Below are 23645 nucleotides of genomic sequence, written 5' to 3' on the forward strand. Positions count from 1 at the left end.
TGTAGCTCCGTTGCTTTATTAAATTACTAAGCACCTCGTTGTGCTCTCTTCATTCTTAAACACTAAAGATGTTTTTATTTTAATATAAATTATAGCATTTGTCAATGAAAAATTGAAAACGCAATCAAAAAGAGCACACATATGGTGCTCCTTATAAACTATTGTATATAAAAGTTCATTATCCTTGCCAATCTGCTGGATAAGTCACATAAATAAAGCGCGCTTTATCTTTAACAGAGAATTGAATATCGCTTCCCTTTGGAATAAAGATGATTTCACCTGGACCAGCACTCATCACTTCATCACCAGAGATAACATCCAAACGACCTTCGATCACATAATCAACTTCATCATAATCTAAATGCCAAGGGAATGTTGTCTTATCCATTGTCATCAAGCCTAAGCCAAGTCGAGGGCTTTCTTCAAGAGTCAAAAGATCACGTGTATAGACTTGATGTTCAGAATTTCCTGTGTCCAAACGATCTTCAGGACGAACATCTAAGCTTGGTAGTGAAATAGAAGCTACACCAGCTTTACTAACACGTTTAGCAGAACCTTTACCTGCCAATTCTTCTAGAAGAATTTTGCGAACCAAAGATTCAATATCTGTACGATTATAATCCATTTACCAATACCTCCGATTAGGCTTCTTTCTTAGTCAAGAAGTAGGCAAGTAATACGGCAGTAACCCCACCAACAAACTTACCAATCATCATTGGAACAATCATTTTAGGAGCTTGTCCAGCGGTAAATCCTAAGTGGTCCCCAATCACGAATGAAGCAGATACAGCAAAGGCGATATTCAAGATTTTACCACGTTTATCCATATCTTTTAACATTTGGAACATAGCAATGTTGTTTGCCAAAGAAGCAACCAAACCAGCAGCTCCAACTTCGTTCATTCCCAATGATTTACCGATTGCTGAAAGCGGTTTGTTGGCTACTTTGGTAAAGACAGCAACTAAACCAAAAGCACCAGCCAAGGTTACAGCGATTGAACCAACAACAACAAATGCTTCTTGAAGAGTTTCTGCACCTTTTGGATAAAGCTCAAGCAACCATTTATTACCAGTCAAGAGTTGAGCAGCACCGAATGCCAAACCTAAAGTTGCGATCACAACAATGATTTGACCAAAGATTTCAAAACCTTTGATCATGCCATTTGGAATAAGAAGCAATCCTAGGAAAATAAGGGCAGATACAATGACAATAGGGATCAAGTTGATTAACAAAGTACCAAATGACAAACCTGGAACAAGCAATCCACCAACAAAACATCCGACAGGAACAGTTACCAAACCGTACAAAATACCACGAGCCAAGAAAGGACGATCTGATTTTTCGATAATACCTAAGGCAACAGGGATCGTGAACACGATCGTTGGTCCCATCATAGAACCTAAAACGTAGGCAGCAAAATCACCAACAGCTTTATCTTGTGCTAAGCTCAAGGCTAAAGGTGCTCCACCCATATCATTCGCGATAAATGTGGTTGCAAAAATCGAAGGATCCGCACCAACCAAACCATAAAGAGGAACAATGATAGGTTTTAATAAATCAGCTAACAATGGAGCTACAACCATAATCCCAGCCATAGAAAGCGCTAGCGCTCCCATAGCCATAATTCCTTCTTCAAACTGCTCACTAAGGCCCAATTTCCCGCCGATACATTTATCAATTGCACCAACAAGCATAAAGAGAACCATAATGTAAATGATAATTTCATTTATACTCATAAATTCTTCCCTACTTTCAATAATCATCCAGTTGATATTCAACTTTATCTATGATCCCAACAATGACCATATCTACTGGAACATCCTGTCTATTCAAACTCACTCGAGCTGAACTTCCTGTAGTAACCAATACTTGATCACCTTCACCAGCACCAATACAGTCTGCAGCAATCACTAAAGCAGGATCTGTTTGATGGTCATTCAGTTGTCGCTCGACCACTAAAAACTTTAATCCATTAAGTTTTTCATCTTTTCTTGTAGCCCACAGACTCCCTTTCACTTTCCCAACAAACATCTCGTTGCTCCTTATTCTTCAATATTAATATTGTGACGTTTTAAATAATCTTTCGCAAGCGCTGTCACAATCATTCCTTTTTTCAGACGAATGCTATCATTATCAGATAGATTCATTTCAATTAATTTTTTTTCAGTTAGCAAGCCAACCTTCTCAACTTTTTTAGGTGTTGAGGTATTTTTTGACTCATCCTGGACAGGCTTATGATTTTCTCCACCAGTACTTTCTTCAAGGATGGATACCAATTCTTCTTTTTTGTAGAATTGAACACCATATCTGATCAGTTTTTCGTACTGTTCTTGAAGATCTTGGAACAATAGTGCTTTAGAGGTCTGTTTAAATTGATGGAAATCAAATGATTCATTTAGAACCAAAACCTTCTTTCCTTTTAAAAGACTCTTAATCACCACTGCCTCTTCTTCTGTAAGTGGACACAAAGAAGCTATCCGAAGCATCGCATCAAAACCAATTGATTCTACTAGAATGATGTCAGCACTACTTGAATTTTTTACAACTTGATAGCCTTCTCTCTCCAAGATATCCGGAGTATCAAATGCCCCGATCACAAATACAGAAGACTTGTATGATTCAACCTGTAATTTATCCATTAAACGGTCTGTTATCAAATCTACGATTTTGTCTAGATTTTCCATTTTTGACCTACCTCCAACAAGCACTACTAGTCTTTAATAATACGACCACGAATTCCTTTGCTAAAACCACAAGCATTGGCTTCATCGTAATCAATATGCATATAGGTTGCAAATTTTGGGCTGACCCGAATCACAACATCATCAAAAATTAAAGGTCTTGCCCCTTCAACTTTTACTTTTACAATATCATGATTTTTCACGCCCAATTTTTCAGCATCTTCAGGTGTCATATGAACATGGCGTTTAGCAACAATCAAGCCTTTGTCCAAAGAGACAGACTTATCACCATTTACTAAGACAATACCTGGAGTACCTTCGATATCACCACTTTCGCGAATAGGAGCTTTAACACCTAATTGCAAGCAGTCTGTAAGTGATACTTCAACTTGTGATTCTTTTCTAACAGGACCTAAAATAACTACATTATGATAGGCTCCTTTTGGTCCCACTACCGTTAATCGTTCCTTTGAAGCATACTGACCAGGTTGAGATAAGTCTTTCGCCTTTGTCAATTCGTATCCTGTTCCAAACAGTGCATCTAATTCCTTACGACTTAAATGGACATGTCTACCACTAGCTTCTACTTCAAACGAACCATCAAGTTCATTTTGAATCCTATCAATAACTTTATCAATTAAATTTTCTAATGACATTGTTATTCTCCACATTCTATTCTAAAGTAAGCCATACTAATACTTCAATCGATTTCAATAATGCAATCAGTTTCTCAGCATAAATATCCTGAGTTTCGGATACTACAAGAGCTAATTCCTTCCGAATATTAGCAATCTCAATATATAACTCATAACACGAAAGTTTCCAACTCTCACATTTGAAATCAACTTGTACACTTCCTTGATCCAACTGTTTAATCACCCGAACAGATTGTAACTCTTCATTCGTACCAAGATTTTGATTATAGTATGATATATCCTCTTCGATATAACAACCTACAATTTTTTCTATAATATGGAGAAGATTTCCTAATTGTTCTACTTTGTCATCAAGAAAAGCAAGGTGGAGTTCTTTTTGGCATCTTAGAAAATACGTATATAGTTTCGTTAGCTTGAAAAGTAGTGGATACACAGCAGACTCTTCTAGAGACGAAACAGTCTTATGAAATGTTTTGCTAATCTCTGTTTGAGTTTTTATTTTCGAATCAGTATAAGCTATCTGGATATGGCGATCATGCAAGAAACCTCTTGCTGCTGGAGTCAATTTATCATCACTCGAGAGTTTTAGAACGTTTTGCTCACTAACCTGTCCATCTTTCATTAGCTTCCTAATTCGTGATTCAGTATAAACTGTCATGCATTCACATCCTTCTACCACAAATTAAACACAGGGATACAACGAGGTTGAGATATAACTTCCCAACCTCGCTCAGCTATTAATATGAATGAATATTCTTTACATCAAAATGCTTATTCCTATCAAAACATTAATTGCTGATTACCTGCATGAGAAATTTTGAAAATCTACTCTTTATGAGGTAGGATTACTTCTACTTCTGAATGTGGACGTGGGATGACATGTACTGAAATCAATTCACCTACAGTTTCAGCTGCTGCTGCACCTGCATCTGTTGCAGCTTTAACAGCACCTACATCACCACGAACCATTACAGTTACCAAACCAGCTCCGACTTGTTGTTTACCAATCAATGTAACGTTCGCTGCTTTTACCATAGCATCTGCTGCTTCGATAGCACCTACTAAACCTTTTGTTTCAACCATTCCTAATGCGTTTGCGTTTGACATATTCTTTTCCTCCTATTATTGACTTAAACTTAATTATTCAGCTGATGGATGTTGATGTGGTAGAATGACTTCTACTTCTGAATGTGGACGTGGGATAACATGTACTGAAACCAATTCACCTACAGTTTCAGCTGCTGCTGCACCTGCATCTGTTGCTGCTTTAACAGCACCTACATCACCACGAACCATTACAGTTACCAAACCAGCTCCGACTTGTTGTTTACCAATCAATGTAACGTTCGCTGCTTTTACCATAGCATCTGCTGCTTCGATAGCACCTACTAAACCTTTTGTTTCAACCATTCCTAATGCGTTTGCGTTTGCCATTTTAATTTCCTCCAATTATGAAATAAGTAAATTATTTAGTTAATTTTGATAACACACGTTGAACAAGTAGATCGACCAATTGTTCCTCATCAACTTGCTTTTCGACTTGACAGTCAAGAATCTCTTGGTTTTCAGAATTTCTCAAATCTGCTAATTCTGATGTACCATATGCAACACGGCGAATATTAATCAGATTCAATGGACTGACATTATCAGAAGTAGCACTTCCACCGACAGCTCCGCAACCTAAAGTAAAGGCTGGGAACAAGCCAGTTGTAGCACCAACTCCTCCTAGCGCTGCAGGAGTGTTGACCAAAATTCTTGAAACAGGTTTTCTTAAAGCAAATTCACGAACGATGTTTTCATTTTGTGTATGGATTACCATGGTATGACCCGCACCTTCATGGTGAAGAATACGAATACTTAATTCACACGCTTCTTCCCATGTTTTAACAGTGTAGAAACCAAGAACTGGTGCAAGTTTTTCCATTGAGTATGGATATTGTTTACCAACCCCTTCTCCATCAGCAATCAAGACACGTGCATCATCAGGAACAGAGATTCCAGCGAGTTTTGCGATAACTTGAGGAGTCTTACCGACCATTTTTGGATTCATTGCTCCACTTGGTAAAATGATGAAGGCTCCTAATTTCTTCGCATCTTCTTTTGGAACGAAGTAAGCACCTTGACGTTTAAACTCTTCGACAACCTTTTCTTTCATTTCTTCTTCAACAATGATAGATTGTTCTGAAGCACAGATCACACCATTATCGAATGTTTTTGAATCAAGAATTTGACGAACAGCTTTAGGAACATCGGCAGTTTTTTCAATAAATGCTGGTCCATTACCAGGTCCTACACCAATTGCAGGAGTTCCTGAAGAATAGGCCGCTTTTACCATCGCATTTCCACCAGTTGCTAAAATCAGATTTGTATCCTTATGTTTCATCAATTCATTAGTTGCTTCAATCGAAGCACGTTGAATCACACTGACAGCACCTTCTGGGCATCCTGCTGAAACCGCTGCCTTTTTAATAATATCAACTGTTTCATTGATACATTTTGCAGCATGTGGGTGTGGAGAGAAGACAATACTGTTTCCACCTTTTAATGCGATAAGTGCTTTGTAAATAACTGTTGAAGTTGGATTGGTTGAAGGAATTAACCCGGCAATGACCCCAACTGGAACACCTACTTCAAAAACTTTATTCTCTTTATCTTCACGCAAAATACCAACTGTGCGCATATCCTTGATTTCTTCAAGGATGCCTTTTGAAGCAAGGGCATTTTTAAGAACTTTATCTTGCCACTTACCAAATCCAGTTTCTTCTGCGGCCATTTTGGCTAAACGTTCTCTTTGATCATAACAAGCTTTAGCTACAACTTTTACAATAGTATCGATTTGTTCTTGACTCATCAATGCTAGTTTTTGTTGAGCAACTTTAGCCCGTTGAATCAAATGGCGAACTTCCTGAATAGATAAAAGATCTTTATCTTCAATATACATTCAACTTTCTCCTATGATTTCAATTTTAGTAAAGTTTGAATAAGTAGTTGTTTATTCGCAAATTTAATTTCTTTCTTAGACAGATCGACTTTATCTTCCCGATAAGCAATACTTCTTAATTCAACAACTTTGAATTTTTTTAATTCTTCCTCAGAATATTTCGGCTGTCCTTCTGTTGGAATTTCCTCTTCAACCACAATATCAGAAACAATATCGGAAACAATTTCTTCAACGCTAGTTTCTTCAACTTCTGACACTAAAGGTTCTGGAATTACCTCAGTTATTTCTAATGAATCAAGATCATTTGATTCACTTTCTTCAACAGATGAGGTAGTTTCAACTTTTGACACTTCTTTACTCTCTTCCTTACGAATTGGAATGAGGATTGAATCTGTTTGTGAGTCTAGTCGTGCAATCACATGACTATGAAGATAGTAAGGTTGATCCTGTGCAATCTCAACTGCAGCTTCTACAGCTGATCTTACTGCACTAACGTCGCCTACTAACTGAACTGTGTTCAAACCTGACTTAACAGTTTCTACATTTAATAGTGAGACATTTGCAGCTTTCAAAGCAGCATCTGCTACAACAATTGCTCCAAGAAAACCTCGCACTTCAATTAATCCAAGTGCCTTTTCTACCATGAGCATACCTCATCTTAATAATTCTGTGGATTGTCTGCAATACTAATAACAGTTCGTGCAAATGCATCACACGCAGCACGACAAGCAGATTGAGATCCAGTCAATAAACCACCGGCAAAGTTTGTTTCACTTGGTGGACCATAGAAGGCTCCAACCGTCACATCAGCAGCTTTCAAAGCAGCATCCAAACCGACCATAGCTTCAGCAGGAGGGGCAATCAAGTAAGCAATTGCTGTTCCTTCTTGTGCGTTAGCACCTTCTGACAAATAAGTACCCGCTCTTGAAATACAATGAGCAAAATATGGGATACTATCATCATCATTTGCACTATAGAAGCTAGCTCCGTTTTCAATTTCATAGACCACAACATCCAAGCCACTACGAACTTCTTCTGGGTTTGGTCCTGCAAGGATACCGATAACTTCACCAGCTAGTTTAGTTGAGGCATTTCCAGCTCCAGCATACATACTGCGAGCGTAAACAACTTCAACATCGGCTGCCTTTGTTGCTTCATCCAAAGCAACATAGGTTACATCATCGCAGTCAGAGGTAACAATACCCAAACTTCTGTGATGTGGTTTCAATTCCAATGATGCTGCCAACCCTGCATCTACATTAGAAATCAATAATGCACTTAATACGTTAGCGCCAAGTCTATCATTTCTCAAAATCTAAACCCCATTTCTATTTTAATTCTACACCTGACTTCTTATTATCAAGAATCTTCTTAATAATTTCAGCCACGTAGGCACCAGCTTCAACCGCTGGAGTTCCACCTTTATGGATATTTGATACTACTGTACGACGAGATTCTGGCATACCAACTGTAGGTTTATAAGCCATGTAAGCACTCATAGATTCAGCTGTTACCAAACCTGGACGTTCACCTACAAGCATACAGATAACTTCAGCACCTGTAAGTTCAGCAATTTGGTCCATTGCTGCAACACGAGCATGTTTGATGAAAAGAACTTCATTAAACTCAAGACCAAACATTTTCAAACCTTGTTTCAAAGCTGGCAAGAAATCTTTTACGTTTGCTTCAATGGCTGATGAACTCAATCCATCACCAACAACAATCTGGACTTTTGGATTTGATTTGCAAGATTCTTTAATAATTTTTTGTTGATCTTCTGGGAACACACGACCATAGTCTGGACGAGTTAGGTATTCATCTTTAGTTGCCGCTTTGGTTTGAACAGGAATGAATCCCATTTCTTTAACAAAATCATCTGATACGTAAGAGAATACTGCATCTTGTGCCGCCGCGTGGTCAGCACGGAAACGAAGAACTGTTTCAGTCTTGTAACGGTTACCAGCTCTCCACAATCCCAAACGAGCTGGTGTGAATTTTTTAATCTTACGATAAGCTTCTTCGTTAATGGCATTCGGAATTAAAAATTGTTCCTGAATATCCACTTCTGTGATATCTGGAATAATTCCATCCTCAATGTGGCTTTCTTCTTTATCAGGTTGAACACTATTACTCACAGGAGCCTTCAAATCAGAGTTAACTGTCTGCACCTCTTTTTCAGGTTCTGTTATAGCATTCGTATCTAATTCACTTAACAAAGAACGAATCATTTCTTTTAAATCTTGTTCATTCACTGTCAGTACCTCCTCACTAATTTTGTCTCATAAAGATAGATCCATCTCCACCAATTTCAGTAAGATGTCCATCTTTCATCAATCCCATGCCTTCCATCCATTCTTCAAATTCTTTGATTGGACGTTTGTTCAAGAGATCACGCATTGTTGCAGTTTCGTGGTAACCAGTAGTTTGGTAGTTCAACATGATATCATCTCCATGAGGAATTGCCATGATGTAGTTAACGTTTGCTGCACCAAGTAGAACCAATAGGTTTTCAGCATCATTTTGATCGGCTTTCATGTGGTTCGTGTAACAGATATCACAACCCATAGAAATACCAGTCAGTTTACCCATGAAGTGGTCTTCCAAACCTGCACGAATAACTTGTTTTGAATCGTACAAATATTCAGGTCCGATGAATCCAACTACAGTATTTACCAAGAATGGATCAAAGCGTTTTGCAAAACCATAACAACGTGCTTCCATTGTTACCTGGTCAGCACCATGGTGAGCATCTGAAGACAATTCAGAACCTTGACCAGTTTCAAAGTACATCACGTTTGGACCAGCTGAGGTACCAACTTTTTGAGCCGTATCTTTAGCTTCTTGAATCACTTTCGCATCAAAACCAAAGGCTTCATTTCCTTTTTCAGAACCTGCGATAGATTGGAAGACCAATCCTGTTGGAGCGCCTTGGTTCATTGCTTCAATTTGAGTTGTAACGTGAGCTAGTACACAGTGTTGTGTTGGGATCTTATACTCTTCGATAAAGTCATTAAATTTATGAAGAATACGTTTTGTACTTTCAACAGAATCATCTACTGGGTTCAATCCTAGAAGAGCATCCCCACATCCATAGGCAAAACCTTCCATTGTAGAAGCCATGATACCATCAGGATCATCTGTAGTGTGGTTTGGTTGCAAACGAGAAGAGAATGTTCCAGGCATACCAATCGTTGTATTAGCACGTTTAGTGATGATGATCTTATTCGCTGCAACAATCAAGTCTAGGTTGGTCATCAACTTAGCAACCGCTGCAACCATTTCTGAAGTCAATCCACGAGATAGCCATTGAATATCTACATTTTGGTGTTTGTTATCCAAAATCCACTCACGGAGTTCAGAAACTGTCCAGTTCTTAATTTTTTCATAAGTTCGAAGGTTTACATCATCGATAATAATACGTGTTACTTCGTCCTCTTCGTATGGTACAACTGGATTGTTAAACAAATCGGAAAGTTTTAATTGTGATAAAACCACCTTAGCTGCCACACGTTCTTCAGAAGATTCAGCAGCTACGCCCGCAAGTTGGTCACCCGACTTGTATTCATTGGCTTTAGCTAGAACTTCTTTTACTGATTTGAATTCATAGACTCTTCCAAATAATTTTGTCTTTAAAATCATTTAAAGTCTCCTCCTTTAATAATTTCCTAATTAAAAACTAACGTTTTAACGACGACCGGTAAAACCGATCCCTCTATCACTGGATTACCAATATCTATATAGTCTCCATTTTGAACATCAACGGAATCTATACATACAAAAGGATAATCCTTCGGCAAGATAGCAAATAAACATTGTCCTAAAACTTTAGCCATATCTTCTCTCACGACCACCAGTAAGGGAATATTTTTTCGAATCGTTTCACTCATTCCTTGGACGATGGCTGTAGCATATTCTTGTACTCTTACAAAACTTGGACTTTTTTCTCCATTAAGTGCTAAAGCAACCTGTTGGACTTCATTTTCCAAAGTAAACCATTCTAATTTATCACGAATGATCTTGGTTAATTTTTCGCAACTTTCTAGTTCATCGTCCTTGGCTAATTTCAAAACAGGAATGTTCCTAATCGGTAATGTTTTGGAAATATAAGTAATGGTACTTCCACTAACTTCTGTTGTATGGCTACCAGCCCCCACAACTGTTGCCCGAATCGTTTCAGCCGATTCAATGACTTTCTTTTGTTCAAAAATTTTTGATTGACGAATGGCGCGTCCAAGTATGATACCAATGTCCCCGTATGCGAAATCATTCGCTACAGCTTCTTCAGTGATAGCATCTGCTACTCCACCAGAAAATGAAACACAATTAATTTCATAATCTAGCCTCAAACCATGATTGGTTTGTAAGAATTCATAATATGGAGCATCAACATCTAGGCCAACAGCCTTTTCTAATACACGGACCATGATTTGAATGAGTTTATTTAACTCATCTTTATTGACAATATCATTTAAGAACAATCTTAAATTTTCTTGTTTAATAATTTCTTGTAATTTTGGTGCAATGTATTGGATTTTATAGGTCGTTGGATCAATTTTGATCAAGCGTCCACCAATATCTAGACATCCAGTATCTATCACGTCCCCTTCGCGAAACGCTGCGAAGTTTGAAGTTCCACCTCCAATATCAATATTTACTACTGACGTATGGTGTTCCTGAGAATATTGATGAGCACAGGCACCCTTGCCCGCGATGATACTCTCAAGATCTGGTCCAGCAGTAGCAACTACGAAATCACCTGCGTAACCACTCAAGGCTTGTAAAACCTGACTAGCATTTTCCTTTCTAGCCGTTTCACCGGTAATGATCACAGCCCCCATTTGAATATTTTGCTTTTCAATTCCAGCTTTTTTATATTCTTGAATAACAAAGTCTTTTATCTTATCAACTTCTATCAAAGATTGATGTGAGATGGGTGTAAAAATAATTTTACTTTTGTAAAGGACTTTTTTATCCGTTATATAAACTCGCGGGATTGTAAATACTGAAGCAATATTTTCAATGGTAAGTTCAGATAGGACTAGTTGAGTCGTTGCAGTTCCTAGGTCTAACCCAACACTCAAAATTTTATCCGACATAGGAAACCTCCAAAAAAGACGCCTAAAGAATGCACTGAAACATCGTTTCTGCATTCTTTAAGCGTCATTGCTTTTCGACTGACTTCATTGTTAGTCTTTTATTATTTACACTTTAAAAATTATCTTAACTTGTGTCCCCTCATGATTTGAAGTTGTCACAAGTCTTCCAGATAATTTACTATCTACAAATCGTTGAACAAGGATTAAACCAAGATGCTCTTGGCCCACGGTTTCGACATTGTAACCGCTACCATTATCAATTACTTGTATACGTATTATATCATCATTTTTCGTCATTTGCAAACGAATACATTGATTTTTTTTATTTTTTTGATATTTTTTATTGGAAAAAGCATGCTCATAAGCATTTTGTAATAATTCATTAATAACCAGCGCTAATGATGATGCTCTATTATGATCTAGGTAGATTTGATCACATAATTCCAATTTTAATTGAATATCAGGTCTTTCTGCAAAACAACGTTGAAGATTAGATGAAACAATTTCAATCAGGGACTTCAGATCGATTTGCTCATGTTCTTGACTAGAAAGAAGCTCATAGGTAGCAGCAATCGAGAAAATCCGGTTAATACAATCTTCGAAAGCAACCTTTGTGCCCGATTCTTTAACCTGTGCTCCTTGCAATCGCAATAAAGAAATAATGGTTTGCAGATGATTTTTAACTCGGTGATTAATTTCTCGAGACGCTATCACACTCTCTTGAATCTCTTTGTCTTTTTCTTTAAGGTCACTGATATCCCTTATGGTAAGAACAGTTTGATGATTGCGAGCATTGGGGTAACACTTGACTTGAAAATAGTGCTTCCCATACTTAACGGTTTTATTACTATCTGAAAAATGATCTTCTACTAATTCAGAAAAGATGGTTCCATCCAAGGAAAGATTATCATAATGCATTCCTTGAACACTATCCAAGTAGCCCAACTTCGTTCGATATAAGAGAACAGCAGACTGATTGCAATGGAGTAGAAATCCTCCCTGATCAAACACTAATACTGCATCTTCTACATAATCCAGTAAGGAAACTTCGTCTTCTCGACTTGATTCTGAAGGAGCTTGAAAAATGTAAGAATTGTCACCTTTAGAAGGCTTGAGAGAGAAGCTAGACGAAAAGCTATTTGAAAAATCACTTTCAACAATTAAAGTAGCAATGACTTTTTCTCCTCTAGTAATCGGAAAAACAGTCTGTTCAATTGCAACTCCTTCTTGCGATTGTCCACGGAGTCCAACAGAAGGAACCCCTGTCTGAAGAGTTCGTAGCACCCCTGGTTCGTTTTCCAAAAATGCTGATTGCCCTACCACTGTCTTTTCATACAAGCTTTCCTTTGTATGAGGCTTTCTATGGAAAACGACAATTGCATGATCAGAATAAATATTTTTGACATCAATGAAGACGTCCTTATCCATAAACTCTTTGCTAGATAAAACCGCCTCTGATTGCCGAATCAAGTAATCAATATCCGCCTCATTTAAATCCGTTTTATCTTCACAAAATTTCTTTATTTGATTATTGTGCTTCATTATTTAATAACAGCAATTTTGCAATTTCAATCATTGGAACGCGTTTTTGCATACTAATGGTCCGAATCTGTTTAAAAGCTTCAGGTTCTGAAAGATTATCTCTTGTCATCAAGAGCCCTTTTGCCTTTTCTAAGAGAATTCGATCGTCGAGCTTTTTACTAATTTTGATTAATTCCTTTGAAAGTAATTGCTGTTGCCGCCCTTTCTCTATACAAACTGCTATTGTAGGAATTAACGATTTTGCATCCAACGGTTTTACTAAATAGGCACTAGCACCCGTTAAACTCGCTTTTTGAACATAATGGTCATCGCTAAATGCAGAGAGAATAATCACCCCGTACGCCAATCCATCATCTAGTATTTTTTTCCCCGCGGATAATCCGTCCAGTAATGGTAATTTAATATCCATAATGACTAGATCGAAAAAGTGTTTTTGGCAAAGTTCGATAGCTTCAAAACCATCACTTGCTTCTGCAGCCACTTCATAATCTGACTGTTCTAAAATTTGTTTGATATCTAAGCGAATAATTGGATCATCATCACAAATTAGTATTCTGCCCTTCATGAAATCCTTCCCTCGTTTGAAATTATGTTCTTGTTACAATGGTACTTGAAAAGCCTAGTATTTCCTCTAAGCCATTTAGAACTGCATGGAGTGAAGCATCTACTGATGCAACATCTCCAGTCATGACAACCGATCCACTAAAGCGATCGACAAAACCAATCTGTACTCCCGCTGCTTTCGTAGCAATATCCACAGCAATAATAGCTGCCTCACTTGGAGTGATGGTTAATATTCCAATAGCATCTTGAAAATCAGTCTGTAACCCCAATTTTTCAAAAATTACTGGATCAGGACTCGCAATCAAATGAGCTAATGTGACTTGTTTCCCAGGAACATATTCCTGAATCATTCTTTGTTTTTCTGACATATATTACCACCTCTGGATTGGTTTTACAATAAATATAGTTCCAAATAATATGATTATACTATAATTGGTATCCGCTTTCAACTCTAAATTTTCACAATCTTTGTTTCAAACGTCTATCTGTCTTTTATCTATACGCTTAAACGATAAGTTTCTCTAGCAATCATCAATTCTTCATTCGTTTGAACGACAAGGATCTTACAATTGGAATTGGAATCTTGGATATACAAACTGCCATTTTCATTTAGCTCTTTGTTCACAGACATTCCGAACACCTGTAATTTATCAACGATCAAGGAACGGATTAGGGCTGCATTCTCACCAATTCCTCCAGTAAATACTAAAGCATCAAGTCCATCCAGATCTACAATATAGGATGCGATCGTATGGGCCACACGATTCACAAACATCTCAATAGCTAATGTTGCTTTTTGATTCCCTTCCCTAGCGGCTTGAATCAAATCACGCATATCATTACTCATTTCGGAAATTCCAAGAAGACCAGAAGCATCATTCAGTAGTTTCTTGACTTCATGGATTGGCATCTGCTGTCTTTCAACCAAGTAAGGGATGATCATTGGGTCAATACTTCCACATCGTGACCCCATCATCAATCCATCAATGGGTGTGAAGCCCATACTAGTATTCACTGACTGCTGCTCTTTGATGGCACAAATACTGGCACCATTTCCTAAATGACAACTAATAATTTTAACATGTTGCTTAGGATGCTCTTCTTGTTGAAAGATCTTTTCTATCGTTTCTGCGATATAGGCGTGGCTGATGCCATGGAAACCATATTTTCGAACATGAAACTTTTCGTACAAACTATAAGGCAAAGGATAAAGGTAGTGGACCGGGTCCATAGTCTGATGGAAAGAGGTATCAAAAACAGCGACATTTTTGATGCTCGGAAAATGAGTTTTAAACGATTTGATGACAGATAGACTGATCGGATTATGACTCGGAGCCAAATCTCCTAAGTCTGAAATGATCTCCTCATTTTTTTCATCTACCAATACAGATCCCTTAAAACTCTCCCCACCATGAGCAACCCGATGTCCAACTCCAACAATCTCTTCTATTGACTGAATTTCTCCACTCTCTACAAGGGTCCCTAGCAATACTTGGACTGCAAATTCATGACTAGGAATACAAACATTTTTTTGAATCTGGTTTCTTTTGGTTTGGTACTTTATTTTACCATCTTTGAAACCGATTCGATCAAAAATCCCTTTCGCTATAACTGCTTCATCAGGCATTTCTAGTAACTGAAATTTCAAAGATGAGCTTCCTGCATTGATTGCTAATATTTTCTCCGACATTTTTTCACCTTCTTAAATAAAGAAGTAGGACAGACCTTATTTCAATAGCTTCTGTCCTACTATCTATTATGTACAACTTTTTAAACAATCATGCTTGTTCTCATTAAGTTGTATATTTTTCTGTATTTTTTCCGTATTCCACGATTACATGATATTGACAAGTAGGACTGCTAAGATCGCTCCAATAGTAGGACCTACGATTGGAATCCAGGCATAAGACCAATTTGCATCCCCTTTATTTGGAATCGGCAAAATAGCATACGCTAAACGAGGACCGAAATCACGTGCTGGATTTAGGGCAAATCCTGTAGTTGAACCCAAAGATAGACCCACTGCCATGATTAATAAACCAACTAGTACAGGTGTCAAGCCAGGTGTTATTTCACCATGAGTAATCATCAGCAATGCAAAGATAAAGAAGAAAGTCGCAATAATTTCACTTAGTAAATTATAGAAAGGATTTGGAATAGCTGGACCTGTTGCAAAAATGCCCACTGAATTTCCTTCTTCCTGGCTGGTTTCCTTAAAGTGTGTATGGTACATTACCGTTATAATCGCTGCACCAACGAAAGCTCCTGCTACTTGCGCAATGATGTAACCAAACACTTGATCCCAAGGGAATGATCCGCCAATTGCAAATGCAATGGTAACTGATGGATTTAAATGACCACCTGAGTTATAAAATCCTGCCGTATAAACGCCTAGAGTAACTGCTAAGCCCCAAGCAAAGACAGCTGTAAACCAACTAGGAGCAAAATTTTTAGCAATTGCCTTGTTCAAATTGAGAGATGCTCCAAGACCATTACCAAAGACTATCAGGACCATTGTCCCTAAGAATTCACCTAAATATTTTTCCATTATGACACCTCTAATGATTATCTACCGATGGCATATAACGCAATTTCTTGGTCTTGTATAGAATTTCCACCACTGACTCCAATGGAACCCAGTAGATGTTCTCCCTCAAAAATTGGAACCCCACCAGAAAGACTGACAATTTTATTGTCCAACATCATTTCCAATTGATATAACCATTCTCCTGGTTGAGTTAATGGTTTTAAATCTTTCGATTCCATTTTCATTCCTACAGCAGTATATGCTTTTTTATAAGCCATCTCATCGCTAACTAATAACGCATTTTCCATTCTATAAGTCATGATGACGCGAGCACTTGAATCAAGAAGCGTAATGACTACATCAACTTGTAAATCTTTCGCTTTTTTCACTGCTTTTTGTACAATATCCCATGCCTTTTGATAGAGTGGATTGGAATAATTCGAATGATTTGATTCAACAGGATAACGATTCAAAATTTCTTTAAGGATATTTAAAGTCATTTTTTCAATTTTATCCTCATTAATCGTCACTTTAACCACCTCCTGCTAATCTTGAACTAAAATGTAACATCAAAAACCGAACTTGTGTTAAAGGGGACACCTTTAACTAACCGAGCAGCATTCGTGCCCAGTAAACGTAACTCCCGATTTCCAACACCGCTATATTGTTTAATTCTATAAACATATTTTTCTTTGGGTAAATTCCTATAATGAAGGACGATATCATGTTTATTGGCCGCTATGCCAACTAGTAAGGACGATTCATGAGAAGCACGATGGGCCGTTAAAACAACATCTTCAACTGTTTCTGTCTGAATATATTCAAACGGTATCCCTTCTTCTTCAATACCAAAACCAACTTGATCAAAAACAGTTGTTTCACTATCCTTTGGGATATAGAAAATGATCTTTGGCTTATTAGATAATTGAATAGTCATAACGACCACCCTCTGCCTCTCTAGCATACGTTAAGATTAACCCAGTGGCTACAGCATTCCTTGGCCCTTCATTTCCTCGTACATTTCCGCGACCTGCTACGATTGCATGTTGTGACAAAGCTTCTGTCACTAGCTGTGGAATTTCAAAGTCTAATGCAGAACCACCAACGATGACTACAAAAGGAATATCACGAATATTTTCGGTAGGACTAACCCGTTTCAGAGCACGAATCGCATTGGTGACAAATACACGCTCTTTAGCAGATTGCCGAACGAGGCGAATCTTCTCAATAGAATAGTCCTGGTTGTTCAATGGAACAAACTCTTCTTCACCTTTTACAATAACCACACGTGCAAATAAATCACTCGATAAGGGTTGATCAAAGAATTGAACAGTTCCGTCTTCATGACGGATATGGAACAGACTCTCCACTTTAGCCAAAGGATATTTTTTGATATCTTCAGCTAAATGACGATTCTCAAGGCCAAGCTCTGAGTTAATCAGCATGGTCACCATATCCCCTGCTCCTGCCAAGTGAATAGCATGTATCTCACCTTGCTTATTAATGATTGAAGCATCCGTAGATCCAGCACCCAAATCCAAAATAGCAAGTGGTCTGTCTGATCCTGGAGTGGTTAAAGCCCCTAAAATGGCTGCTTCTGCTTCAGAGCCTCCTATTTCAACTGGGATCCCCAACTCATGTTCAATTTCTGTAGCTATGATAGACATTTGAAGTTTATCAGAATTAACCATAGAAGCAATTCCGACCGCTTGTTCCATCGAAAATTCACCGGCCAAGCCACCTTGAACAGAGATCGGGACAAAGGTATTTACTGCCAATAAATCTTGAATAGCTATCTGATCTTGACTTTTATCTGTCAGTTTGGCCATGGTTTGCCGTACTTTTTCAAGCATACCACCAACGTTTGTTCCCGCTTCTCCAATTACGTTTTGGATATTTTTGGCAAGGACCACCTGCTCCATGATTGCTTCAGATCCCTTAGAAACATCCACACGTAAGATTTGATTTTCACCAATAATTTGTATAGTCCCTGCTGGAATTTTGCGGGCTTTGACATCACCTTTTGGCGTTTTAATCACTACCGCTGAACGATTTCCAATTAGGGCACGCGCGATTGGCACAATGCTCTTGGTTTCTTCTGGATTCAGTTCAAAAACAGTCGCAATCCCATAAGGATTAGATAACTGTGTAATGACTTTCCCCTGCTCTACAACTTCTACCGCAGCTAACATCCCCAAAGGTACCTTATCAATGTATAAAATCTCATCTACAATCGGGATTTTAGATGTTAAACGATTATTGACTAAGACGCCATCATCTGCTTGGAGAACAGCTCCTTGAATATTGTAACCGTTTTCAAAATAAGCATTGATAAGCTTCGCTACTAAATCAAAATCAATATCCTTTGGAACAACTACAATATAAGGCTCCGTTTTCACTTGATTAATTAAATCAAGAATATGAACTGTTTTTCCAACACCTAAACCAAGTCCGCCTGGAGTCCGAGGATTATGACCAATCATTGTGGATTCTGTAATCACAGTTTCCGTAATGGTTTCCATAGCTACGTCCCCGATAACCGGGGTTGCTTCGTTAATGCGAATCAAACTAATATCTTTTAAATCAAGTGACGTCTTAGCCATTAATTTGCGAAGAGAGTCATAGATTCCGTGAACATTTTCTTTCGTTCCCTTAATACCAGTCGTATCAGAAATAGCAGATGAAAGGAAGTGAAGTTTATTTTGTGCAGTATCAAATGCTGCTAACGCAGTTTCTGTTGAGGAATTCCCAATATCAACACCAATGATATATTTCACTATTTTCCTCCAATTCTATCGCGCTGCTAATTATCGCCTTTCAATTTCTTACGACGTTCATAATGTTCAGCAGCTTCTCTAATAAATCCTGCACAAATCTTTGCTTGATATTGTGTTTCCAATTCTTCTGCAATGGATAAGAGTTCCTCTTTAGAAGAACGATAAGGACGTAAAGCATTGTAAATTTCTAGAACACGTTTGTCTGGAACACGAGTCAATTCAGCAGCCCGAGAAAAGTTATATTGAATAGCCTCACGACCAGAATTTTTTGCGATTTCACCTTGTTTAATTAGAATCTCTGGTTTAATCCGCAAGTCCTGAGATGAAATTTGACCTGAAAGAATATTTTCCAATGTAACATCTTCAAATTTCTTGTTATCTCCAATTTTAATCCAGTCTGGATGCTTTTTAGAGATTGGATAATCATTAGCTGTTGCTTCGCCTTGATTGTTACTTGAAAAGCTTGGAGCACTTGTCTCAGAATGATTCATTTGTTCCAAGATTTGTTTTACTAATAATTCAACTGATTCTGCCATTTTGGACCTCCTACTTTAAATTAACACACACTCATCTGCAGGCTTACCTTTTACAACCAATTTTGTTTCTTTAATGTGAAGTAAAGCGGAGTATGCCTGATATTTAGGACGTGCCATTTGATCATTCAAGGTAGGAACAGGGTTTGGTGTTTCACCTTTTGCATATTTGGCAGCATTTTTGCCGATTAAACGATAGGTTTCAGGAGTCAAGAGTGGGGCTTGAGGGAAGAGTTCAAGATTACTCAATGGTGGTAAATCACGTTGGTGGATAACAGTAGTTCCTTTGGACTGGACACCAATAGAAATTCCAGATCCAGAAAGGTGGTCTCCTTCAACAGCTACGAAAGCCACGTCAGATGAACGATACACTTTCACAATCCGAGCTTTCAAGCCTTCTTCTTCAATTCCTGCAACTAATTGTCTCAGTACTTCAGTGTGCGGTATGTCAACCATGGTTTTAACTTGCTGTTCCCCAAAAGCTGGACCAACTGCAATGACAACCTCATCAACAGATTGACTTGGCTGGGCAACTCCAACTTTTCGAATAACTGTTCCCTCATTGACTGATGCTGTAGTTGTAGCATCTACATGATGAGTCGATTCTACATGACCGTTAGATTCTGCTTTTACTTCTTTTAATACACTCTCGATGATCGAGCGCAACAACGTTTCATTTATTTCTGTCATCGTTAGGTCCTCCTAAATATCACGAGGGTCGATCGCACGTGGAATATCTTTAACCTTTTCCCATTCTTCTCCCACTAAGCGATGTCCAGTACCGACACCAACATAATCGTTTGGAGAGTTAATAGCTGATATAACATTCCAATCTTTATCGAAAATAGCAGACGTTTGTAAAAAGTCACCTGCAGCACGTTGTTTAAACAAATTCAAGAGTTCATTGGCAATTTCTGGGAAGCCATTGTTTGCCAAAGCCTTAATCAGATCCACACCTTGAACCCCACGTTCAAGGATACCTTGAGCTGCTTTGATATCTTCTACCTTATCGCGTTCAGGCATATCTTTTGAACCGTGTGCATAAGTTGCTGCTTCCACTTCTTCATCTGTGATAGCTGGCAATCCCAAACCTTTAAATAAAGCTTGCATCACGCGCGCTGCTTTATTCCGTACTTTAATAACTTCTTCTTCACGAACTGGACGCAAACCACCGTCTACACGCAAATCGCGTTGAATAACGTTGTAGTCATCAAAATCATCTGCGTCCCAGTTAGATCCTGCAAACATATTGTCATAGTTCGGTGTTGCAGAATAACCTGAGTTAATAAAGTCTGTACCAGGAGCCAACTGCATCAAGGTACGTACAGAACGCCGCAAATCTGAGTGAGTAAATGTTTGGTCATTTGAAGAGGCACATTCAAGGTCCAGCATCGTCGCAATTAAGTTTTCAGCAACGACTGCACGAATACCACTTGGAACAGCTGCTGGAATACCAATACAACTTACAGATCCATTTTGTGTTCCTTGAACACCCGCCGCTTTTGTAATGTATAGACAGCGAGCTTCCAAGTAAAGCATGGACTTACCTTCTGCTTGTCCCATTTGAACTTCTGAACCAGTTCCTGAAGTAAAGCGCATCTTCAAGCCGCGAGAAGCGTAGGCAGACGCCAAAAAGGCTTTGGACCAAGGAGTATCATCACCATCTGTAAATACATCTTCTGTACCATAAACGGAGATGGTTTCAGCATAAGCCGTAAAGCCACGCATACCAAATTCAAGTTCTGTTGCTTCTTCCAATGAACACTGAGTAAGAACTCCAGGACGACCAACTTGCGAGCCGATCATAAGAGACAAGGCATTGAAAGGTGCATACCGAACAACGGCTACTGTCGTTTCTTGTTCAGCAAATCCACGTAGAGCCCCTTCTGCAGCATCCGCAGCGATCTGTACCGGATTATCATTGACGTTTGTAACGTGCGCTTGTGTTGCTGTTTGTTTCCGTGTCCGCATTTTTTGCAAACACATCATGATTTCAACAACATTCATGTGATTCACAACTTCACAAATCTTAGCAGGAGTCATTGCTTTAGTCAATCGAACAATTTCAGAACGTGGTACATTCGGAGTTAAAATTTTGTTAGCGATCTCTTTAGAATCCATTCGAACAACTTCTTCTGCATGTTTCAAATCAATTCCATAAGTAGCTATAAACTGATCGATTAAATCAAATTCTTCTCTTGATTTTCCATCTAATTCAACTACGACGCCATTTTCAATACGAATACTAGGCTTTGGATCATTAGGGCTATCCATAGCCACTAAACCTTCTTCAACCCACTCTGTTACGAATCCATCCTGATTAATTGGTCGTTTACTGAGCACTTCAAAACGTTTTGATTTTGTCATGATTCATTCCCCCATTCTCTAAATGTAGGATGGCTGACCATTCACTGGTGTATCACCGAGACTTCCAAGCAATTGAAGTCCGATTTCTCTTGCAGAAACAACAGCTTGTCTCACTGCTCCAGAGTCACCACTGATAAACAAAATAACCTCATTTGAATGGCTTGTTCCACCATTACCTGGTGAAGCATAACCAACAACATCAACTGTTGCTGATTTAACTGCAGTATCCGCCATAACAACTCCGATAGCAGCAGGCGCACCTACAATGAGACCAAAGGCACGACCAACTTCAGCACCAAAAGCTGTTTCGATGGCATGGCTTGCTCTCGCAGTGTATTGCAATTCGATATGGCCTGCTTCATTGGCATAGACATCCCCAAATGTACGATTGACTTCGCCTAAAGTTACTTCTACTGCACGGCGTACATCTGATACATCTTCTCCACCAAAGATAATTAAGTTACCATGTCCTGCTCCACCTTTTGTATCACGAGGTAATTCGATGCTAACGATCTCTGTATTTGTAGCTTTTACAGCTTCATCTGCAGCCATAATATGAGGTCCAGCTCCTGTACGAGCACCTATAATACCAATAGACCGATAGTATTTTTTCAACTTCATAGCATCCAACAACTGTTGATCGACATTGGCAATCACGAGACCAATGGTATCTCCAGTTGGATTTGAACCAACAAATTCAGTAACATTACAATTATTAGCCATTTTATTACTCCTTTATGTATGATAAAAACGACTGTAATATTTTTAAAAAGCCTGTTCTACAACTTTCAACAATTCTTCAACTGTAGGAACTCTTGGATTCGTAATCGTACACTTATCCACTAAGGCCGCTTCTGCAATCTCACGCTTATTTTCATTAAAATCTTCAAGTCCTACTCCATAAGCGCTCAATGAAGTTGGGTGATCTAATTTCTTCTGAAGTTTCCGAACAGCATCGACTAGTTGACGTACACCAAGAACAGGTGTAGAAGCACTCAAGCCTAATAAACGAGCAATCTGTTGATAGCGTTCAGCAGTTTCTTTATTCAAATTACCTGTGCGGGCACCATTAGTTGTCACATTAGCATTATACTGGATAATATGTGGCATTAAGATGCTGTTGAGACGTCCATGTGGGATATGGAATTTTGCGCCTGCAGCATGGGCGATACTATGATTGATCCCCAATGAAGCTGAGTTGAAGGCCATTCCTGCCAAGGTAGAGGCCACATGCATTTTTTCACGCGCTTCCAAATCATGCCCGTCTTTGTATGCACGAGGTAAGTATTCAAAAACTAATTTGATAGCTTTTTCAGCCAAAGCGTCGGAAAAATCAGTCGCTTTATTAGAAACATAAGCCTCGATTGCATGCGTCAACACATCCATACCAGTGTCAGCTGTGATATTAGCTGGTAAAGTTTCCACCAAATTCGAATCCAAAATTGCGACCTCTGGTAAAATATCCCAATCGACAATCGGATACTTTTGTTCTTTCTCAGCATCGGTAATCACTGCAAAACTAGTCACTTCAGAGCCTGTTCCACTTGTAGTCGGGATAGAGATTAGTTCCACGTCTTTAAAGACACCTTGTTTCTTAGCAAAGTAATACATGGCTTTAGAAGCATCGATTGCAGATCCTCCACCAACTGATAAGACAATATCGATTGATTTTCCTTCAGTAGCTTTGATCCCCGCCACGATAACATCAATAGGCGGATCTGGAACGATATCCGTAAAGATAACAATATCGTTACTTGCATCTAAGAATTCAAGAATTTGATCCAACTGTCCAGATTCTTTTAAAAATGGATCCGCAACAACCAATATCGATTGGTTGTGGTAATCGCCCAAGTGAGCCAAGGCACCCTTGCCGACAAAAATTTTTGTTTTGTAGTAAATGTTATACATTCGTTCTCCTTTCTTTCTTGAGTTTCATTATTTTACCTCCTTTACTAGTTGAA

The 23645-nt window shown here is 38.5% G+C and carries 27 protein-coding genes; all 27 read right to left on the minus strand.

Going from position 1 to position 23645, the window contains the following annotated elements:
• Positions 1-178 precede the first annotated feature (178 nt).
• The 27 genes from DW738_RS03585 to DW738_RS03715 all read right to left on the minus strand — a co-directional run bounded on the left by DW738_RS03585 (position 179) and on the right by DW738_RS03715 (position 23592).
• Positions 179-625, minus strand: coding sequence for a cupin domain-containing protein (locus DW738_RS03585; RefSeq protein WP_123160345.1), 447 nt, complete (start codon positions 623-625; stop codon positions 179-181).
• A 16-nt stretch (positions 626-641) separates the two neighbouring features.
• Positions 642-1736 carry an ethanolamine utilization protein EutH gene (locus tag DW738_RS03590; protein WP_009730863.1) on the minus strand — a complete coding sequence of 365 codons (1095 nt, stop codon included), beginning with the start codon at positions 1734-1736 and terminating at the stop codon, positions 642-644.
• Positions 1737-1752: 16 nt separating this feature from the next.
• Positions 1753-2031, minus strand: coding sequence for a EutN/CcmL family microcompartment protein (locus tag DW738_RS03595; RefSeq protein ID WP_006596194.1), 279 nt, complete (start codon positions 2029-2031; stop codon positions 1753-1755).
• An 11-nt stretch (positions 2032-2042) separates the two neighbouring features.
• A complete protein-coding gene (locus DW738_RS03600) occupies positions 2043-2684 on the minus strand; it encodes an ethanolamine utilization protein (RefSeq protein WP_123160346.1) in 642 nt (213 codons plus the stop codon).
• 26 nt (positions 2685-2710) lie between these two features.
• A complete protein-coding gene (gene eutD / locus DW738_RS03605) occupies positions 2711-3337 on the minus strand; it encodes an ethanolamine utilization phosphate acetyltransferase EutD (protein ID WP_023023508.1) in 627 nt (208 codons plus the stop codon).
• 16 nt (positions 3338-3353) lie between these two features.
• Positions 3354-3959: a hypothetical protein gene (locus DW738_RS03610; RefSeq protein ID WP_224781603.1), complete on the minus strand. Its 606-nt coding sequence runs from the start codon at positions 3957-3959 to the stop codon at positions 3354-3356.
• Between the two features lie 203 nt (positions 3960-4162).
• The gene (locus DW738_RS03615) at positions 4163-4444 is read right to left on the minus strand and encodes a BMC domain-containing protein (protein WP_003006897.1); all 282 of its coding nucleotides are present in this window, start codon (positions 4442-4444) and stop codon (positions 4163-4165) included.
• Between the two features lie 33 nt (positions 4445-4477).
• Entirely contained in the window at positions 4478-4771 is a 294-nt protein-coding gene (locus DW738_RS03620; RefSeq protein WP_123160347.1) for a BMC domain-containing protein, read from the minus strand.
• A gap of 31 nt (positions 4772-4802) precedes the next feature.
• Positions 4803-6278: an acetaldehyde dehydrogenase (acetylating) gene (locus DW738_RS03625; RefSeq protein WP_023023514.1), complete on the minus strand. Its 1476-nt coding sequence runs from the start codon at positions 6276-6278 to the stop codon at positions 4803-4805.
• A gap of 11 nt (positions 6279-6289) precedes the next feature.
• Positions 6290-6922 carry a BMC domain-containing protein gene (locus DW738_RS03630; protein ID WP_023023516.1) on the minus strand — a complete coding sequence of 211 codons (633 nt, stop codon included), beginning with the start codon at positions 6920-6922 and terminating at the stop codon, positions 6290-6292.
• Positions 6923-6936: 14 nt separating this feature from the next.
• Positions 6937-7590, minus strand: coding sequence for an ethanolamine utilization microcompartment protein EutL (eutL, locus tag DW738_RS03635; RefSeq protein WP_009730856.1), 654 nt, complete (start codon positions 7588-7590; stop codon positions 6937-6939).
• Positions 7591-7606: 16 nt separating this feature from the next.
• Entirely contained in the window at positions 7607-8530 is a 924-nt protein-coding gene (gene eutC, locus DW738_RS03640) for an ethanolamine ammonia-lyase subunit EutC (protein WP_023023519.1), read from the minus strand.
• Between the two features lie 16 nt (positions 8531-8546).
• Positions 8547-9917, minus strand: a complete 1371-nt coding sequence (locus DW738_RS03645) for an ethanolamine ammonia-lyase subunit EutB (protein WP_023023521.1) — start codon at positions 9915-9917, stop codon at positions 8547-8549.
• Positions 9918-9943: 26 nt separating this feature from the next.
• Complete coding sequence (gene eutA / locus DW738_RS03650; RefSeq protein ID WP_023023523.1) at positions 9944-11374, minus strand: ethanolamine ammonia-lyase reactivating factor EutA; 1431 nt, start codon at positions 11372-11374, stop codon at positions 9944-9946.
• 105 nt (positions 11375-11479) lie between these two features.
• A complete protein-coding gene (locus tag DW738_RS03655; RefSeq protein WP_023023525.1) occupies positions 11480-12916 on the minus strand; it encodes a sensor histidine kinase in 1437 nt (478 codons plus the stop codon).
• Positions 12903-13481 carry a response regulator gene (locus DW738_RS03660; protein WP_009730851.1) on the minus strand — a complete coding sequence of 193 codons (579 nt, stop codon included), beginning with the start codon at positions 13479-13481 and terminating at the stop codon, positions 12903-12905. The genes DW738_RS03655 and DW738_RS03660 overlap by 14 nt, the downstream gene beginning before the upstream one ends.
• 22 nt (positions 13482-13503) lie before the next feature.
• Positions 13504-13848, minus strand: a complete 345-nt coding sequence (locus tag DW738_RS03665; protein ID WP_006596180.1) for a BMC domain-containing protein — start codon at positions 13846-13848, stop codon at positions 13504-13506.
• A gap of 128 nt (positions 13849-13976) precedes the next feature.
• Entirely contained in the window at positions 13977-15170 is a 1194-nt protein-coding gene (locus tag DW738_RS03670; RefSeq protein ID WP_123160348.1) for an acetate kinase, read from the minus strand.
• Positions 15171-15314: 144 nt separating this feature from the next.
• Positions 15315-16028 carry an MIP/aquaporin family protein gene (locus DW738_RS03675; protein ID WP_006596178.1) on the minus strand — a complete coding sequence of 238 codons (714 nt, stop codon included), beginning with the start codon at positions 16026-16028 and terminating at the stop codon, positions 15315-15317.
• A 17-nt stretch (positions 16029-16045) separates the two neighbouring features.
• Complete coding sequence (locus DW738_RS03680; protein WP_123160349.1) at positions 16046-16537, minus strand: heme-binding protein; 492 nt, start codon at positions 16535-16537, stop codon at positions 16046-16048.
• 26 nt (positions 16538-16563) lie between these two features.
• Positions 16564-16944 (minus strand): glycerol dehydratase reactivase beta/small subunit family protein, encoded by a 381-nt coding sequence (locus tag DW738_RS03685; RefSeq protein WP_123160350.1) that lies wholly within the window; start codon positions 16942-16944, stop codon positions 16564-16566.
• A complete protein-coding gene (locus DW738_RS03690) occupies positions 16925-18784 on the minus strand; it encodes a diol dehydratase reactivase subunit alpha (RefSeq protein ID WP_123160351.1) in 1860 nt (619 codons plus the stop codon). Before DW738_RS03690 ends, DW738_RS03685 begins: the two co-directional genes overlap by 20 nt.
• Before the next feature lie 26 nt (positions 18785-18810).
• Positions 18811-19320, minus strand: a complete 510-nt coding sequence (locus tag DW738_RS03695) for a diol dehydratase small subunit (protein ID WP_123160352.1) — start codon at positions 19318-19320, stop codon at positions 18811-18813.
• 15 nt (positions 19321-19335) lie between these two features.
• Positions 19336-20007 carry a propanediol/glycerol family dehydratase medium subunit gene (locus tag DW738_RS03700; RefSeq protein WP_123160353.1) on the minus strand — a complete coding sequence of 224 codons (672 nt, stop codon included), beginning with the start codon at positions 20005-20007 and terminating at the stop codon, positions 19336-19338.
• A 12-nt stretch (positions 20008-20019) separates the two neighbouring features.
• Positions 20020-21684, minus strand: a complete 1665-nt coding sequence (locus DW738_RS03705) for a propanediol/glycerol family dehydratase large subunit (protein ID WP_123160354.1) — start codon at positions 21682-21684, stop codon at positions 20020-20022.
• Positions 21685-21702: 18 nt separating this feature from the next.
• Entirely contained in the window at positions 21703-22407 is a 705-nt protein-coding gene (gene pduB, locus DW738_RS03710) for a propanediol utilization microcompartment protein PduB (RefSeq protein ID WP_009730843.1), read from the minus strand.
• A 42-nt stretch (positions 22408-22449) separates the two neighbouring features.
• Positions 22450-23592 carry a 1-propanol dehydrogenase PduQ gene (locus DW738_RS03715; protein ID WP_123160355.1) on the minus strand — a complete coding sequence of 381 codons (1143 nt, stop codon included), beginning with the start codon at positions 23590-23592 and terminating at the stop codon, positions 22450-22452.
• Positions 23593-23645: the final 53 nt, after the last annotated feature.

This window comes from Streptococcus sp. AM28-20 (assembly GCF_003603595.1).
GTDB lineage: Bacteria > Bacillota > Bacilli > Lactobacillales > Streptococcaceae > Streptococcus > Streptococcus ilei.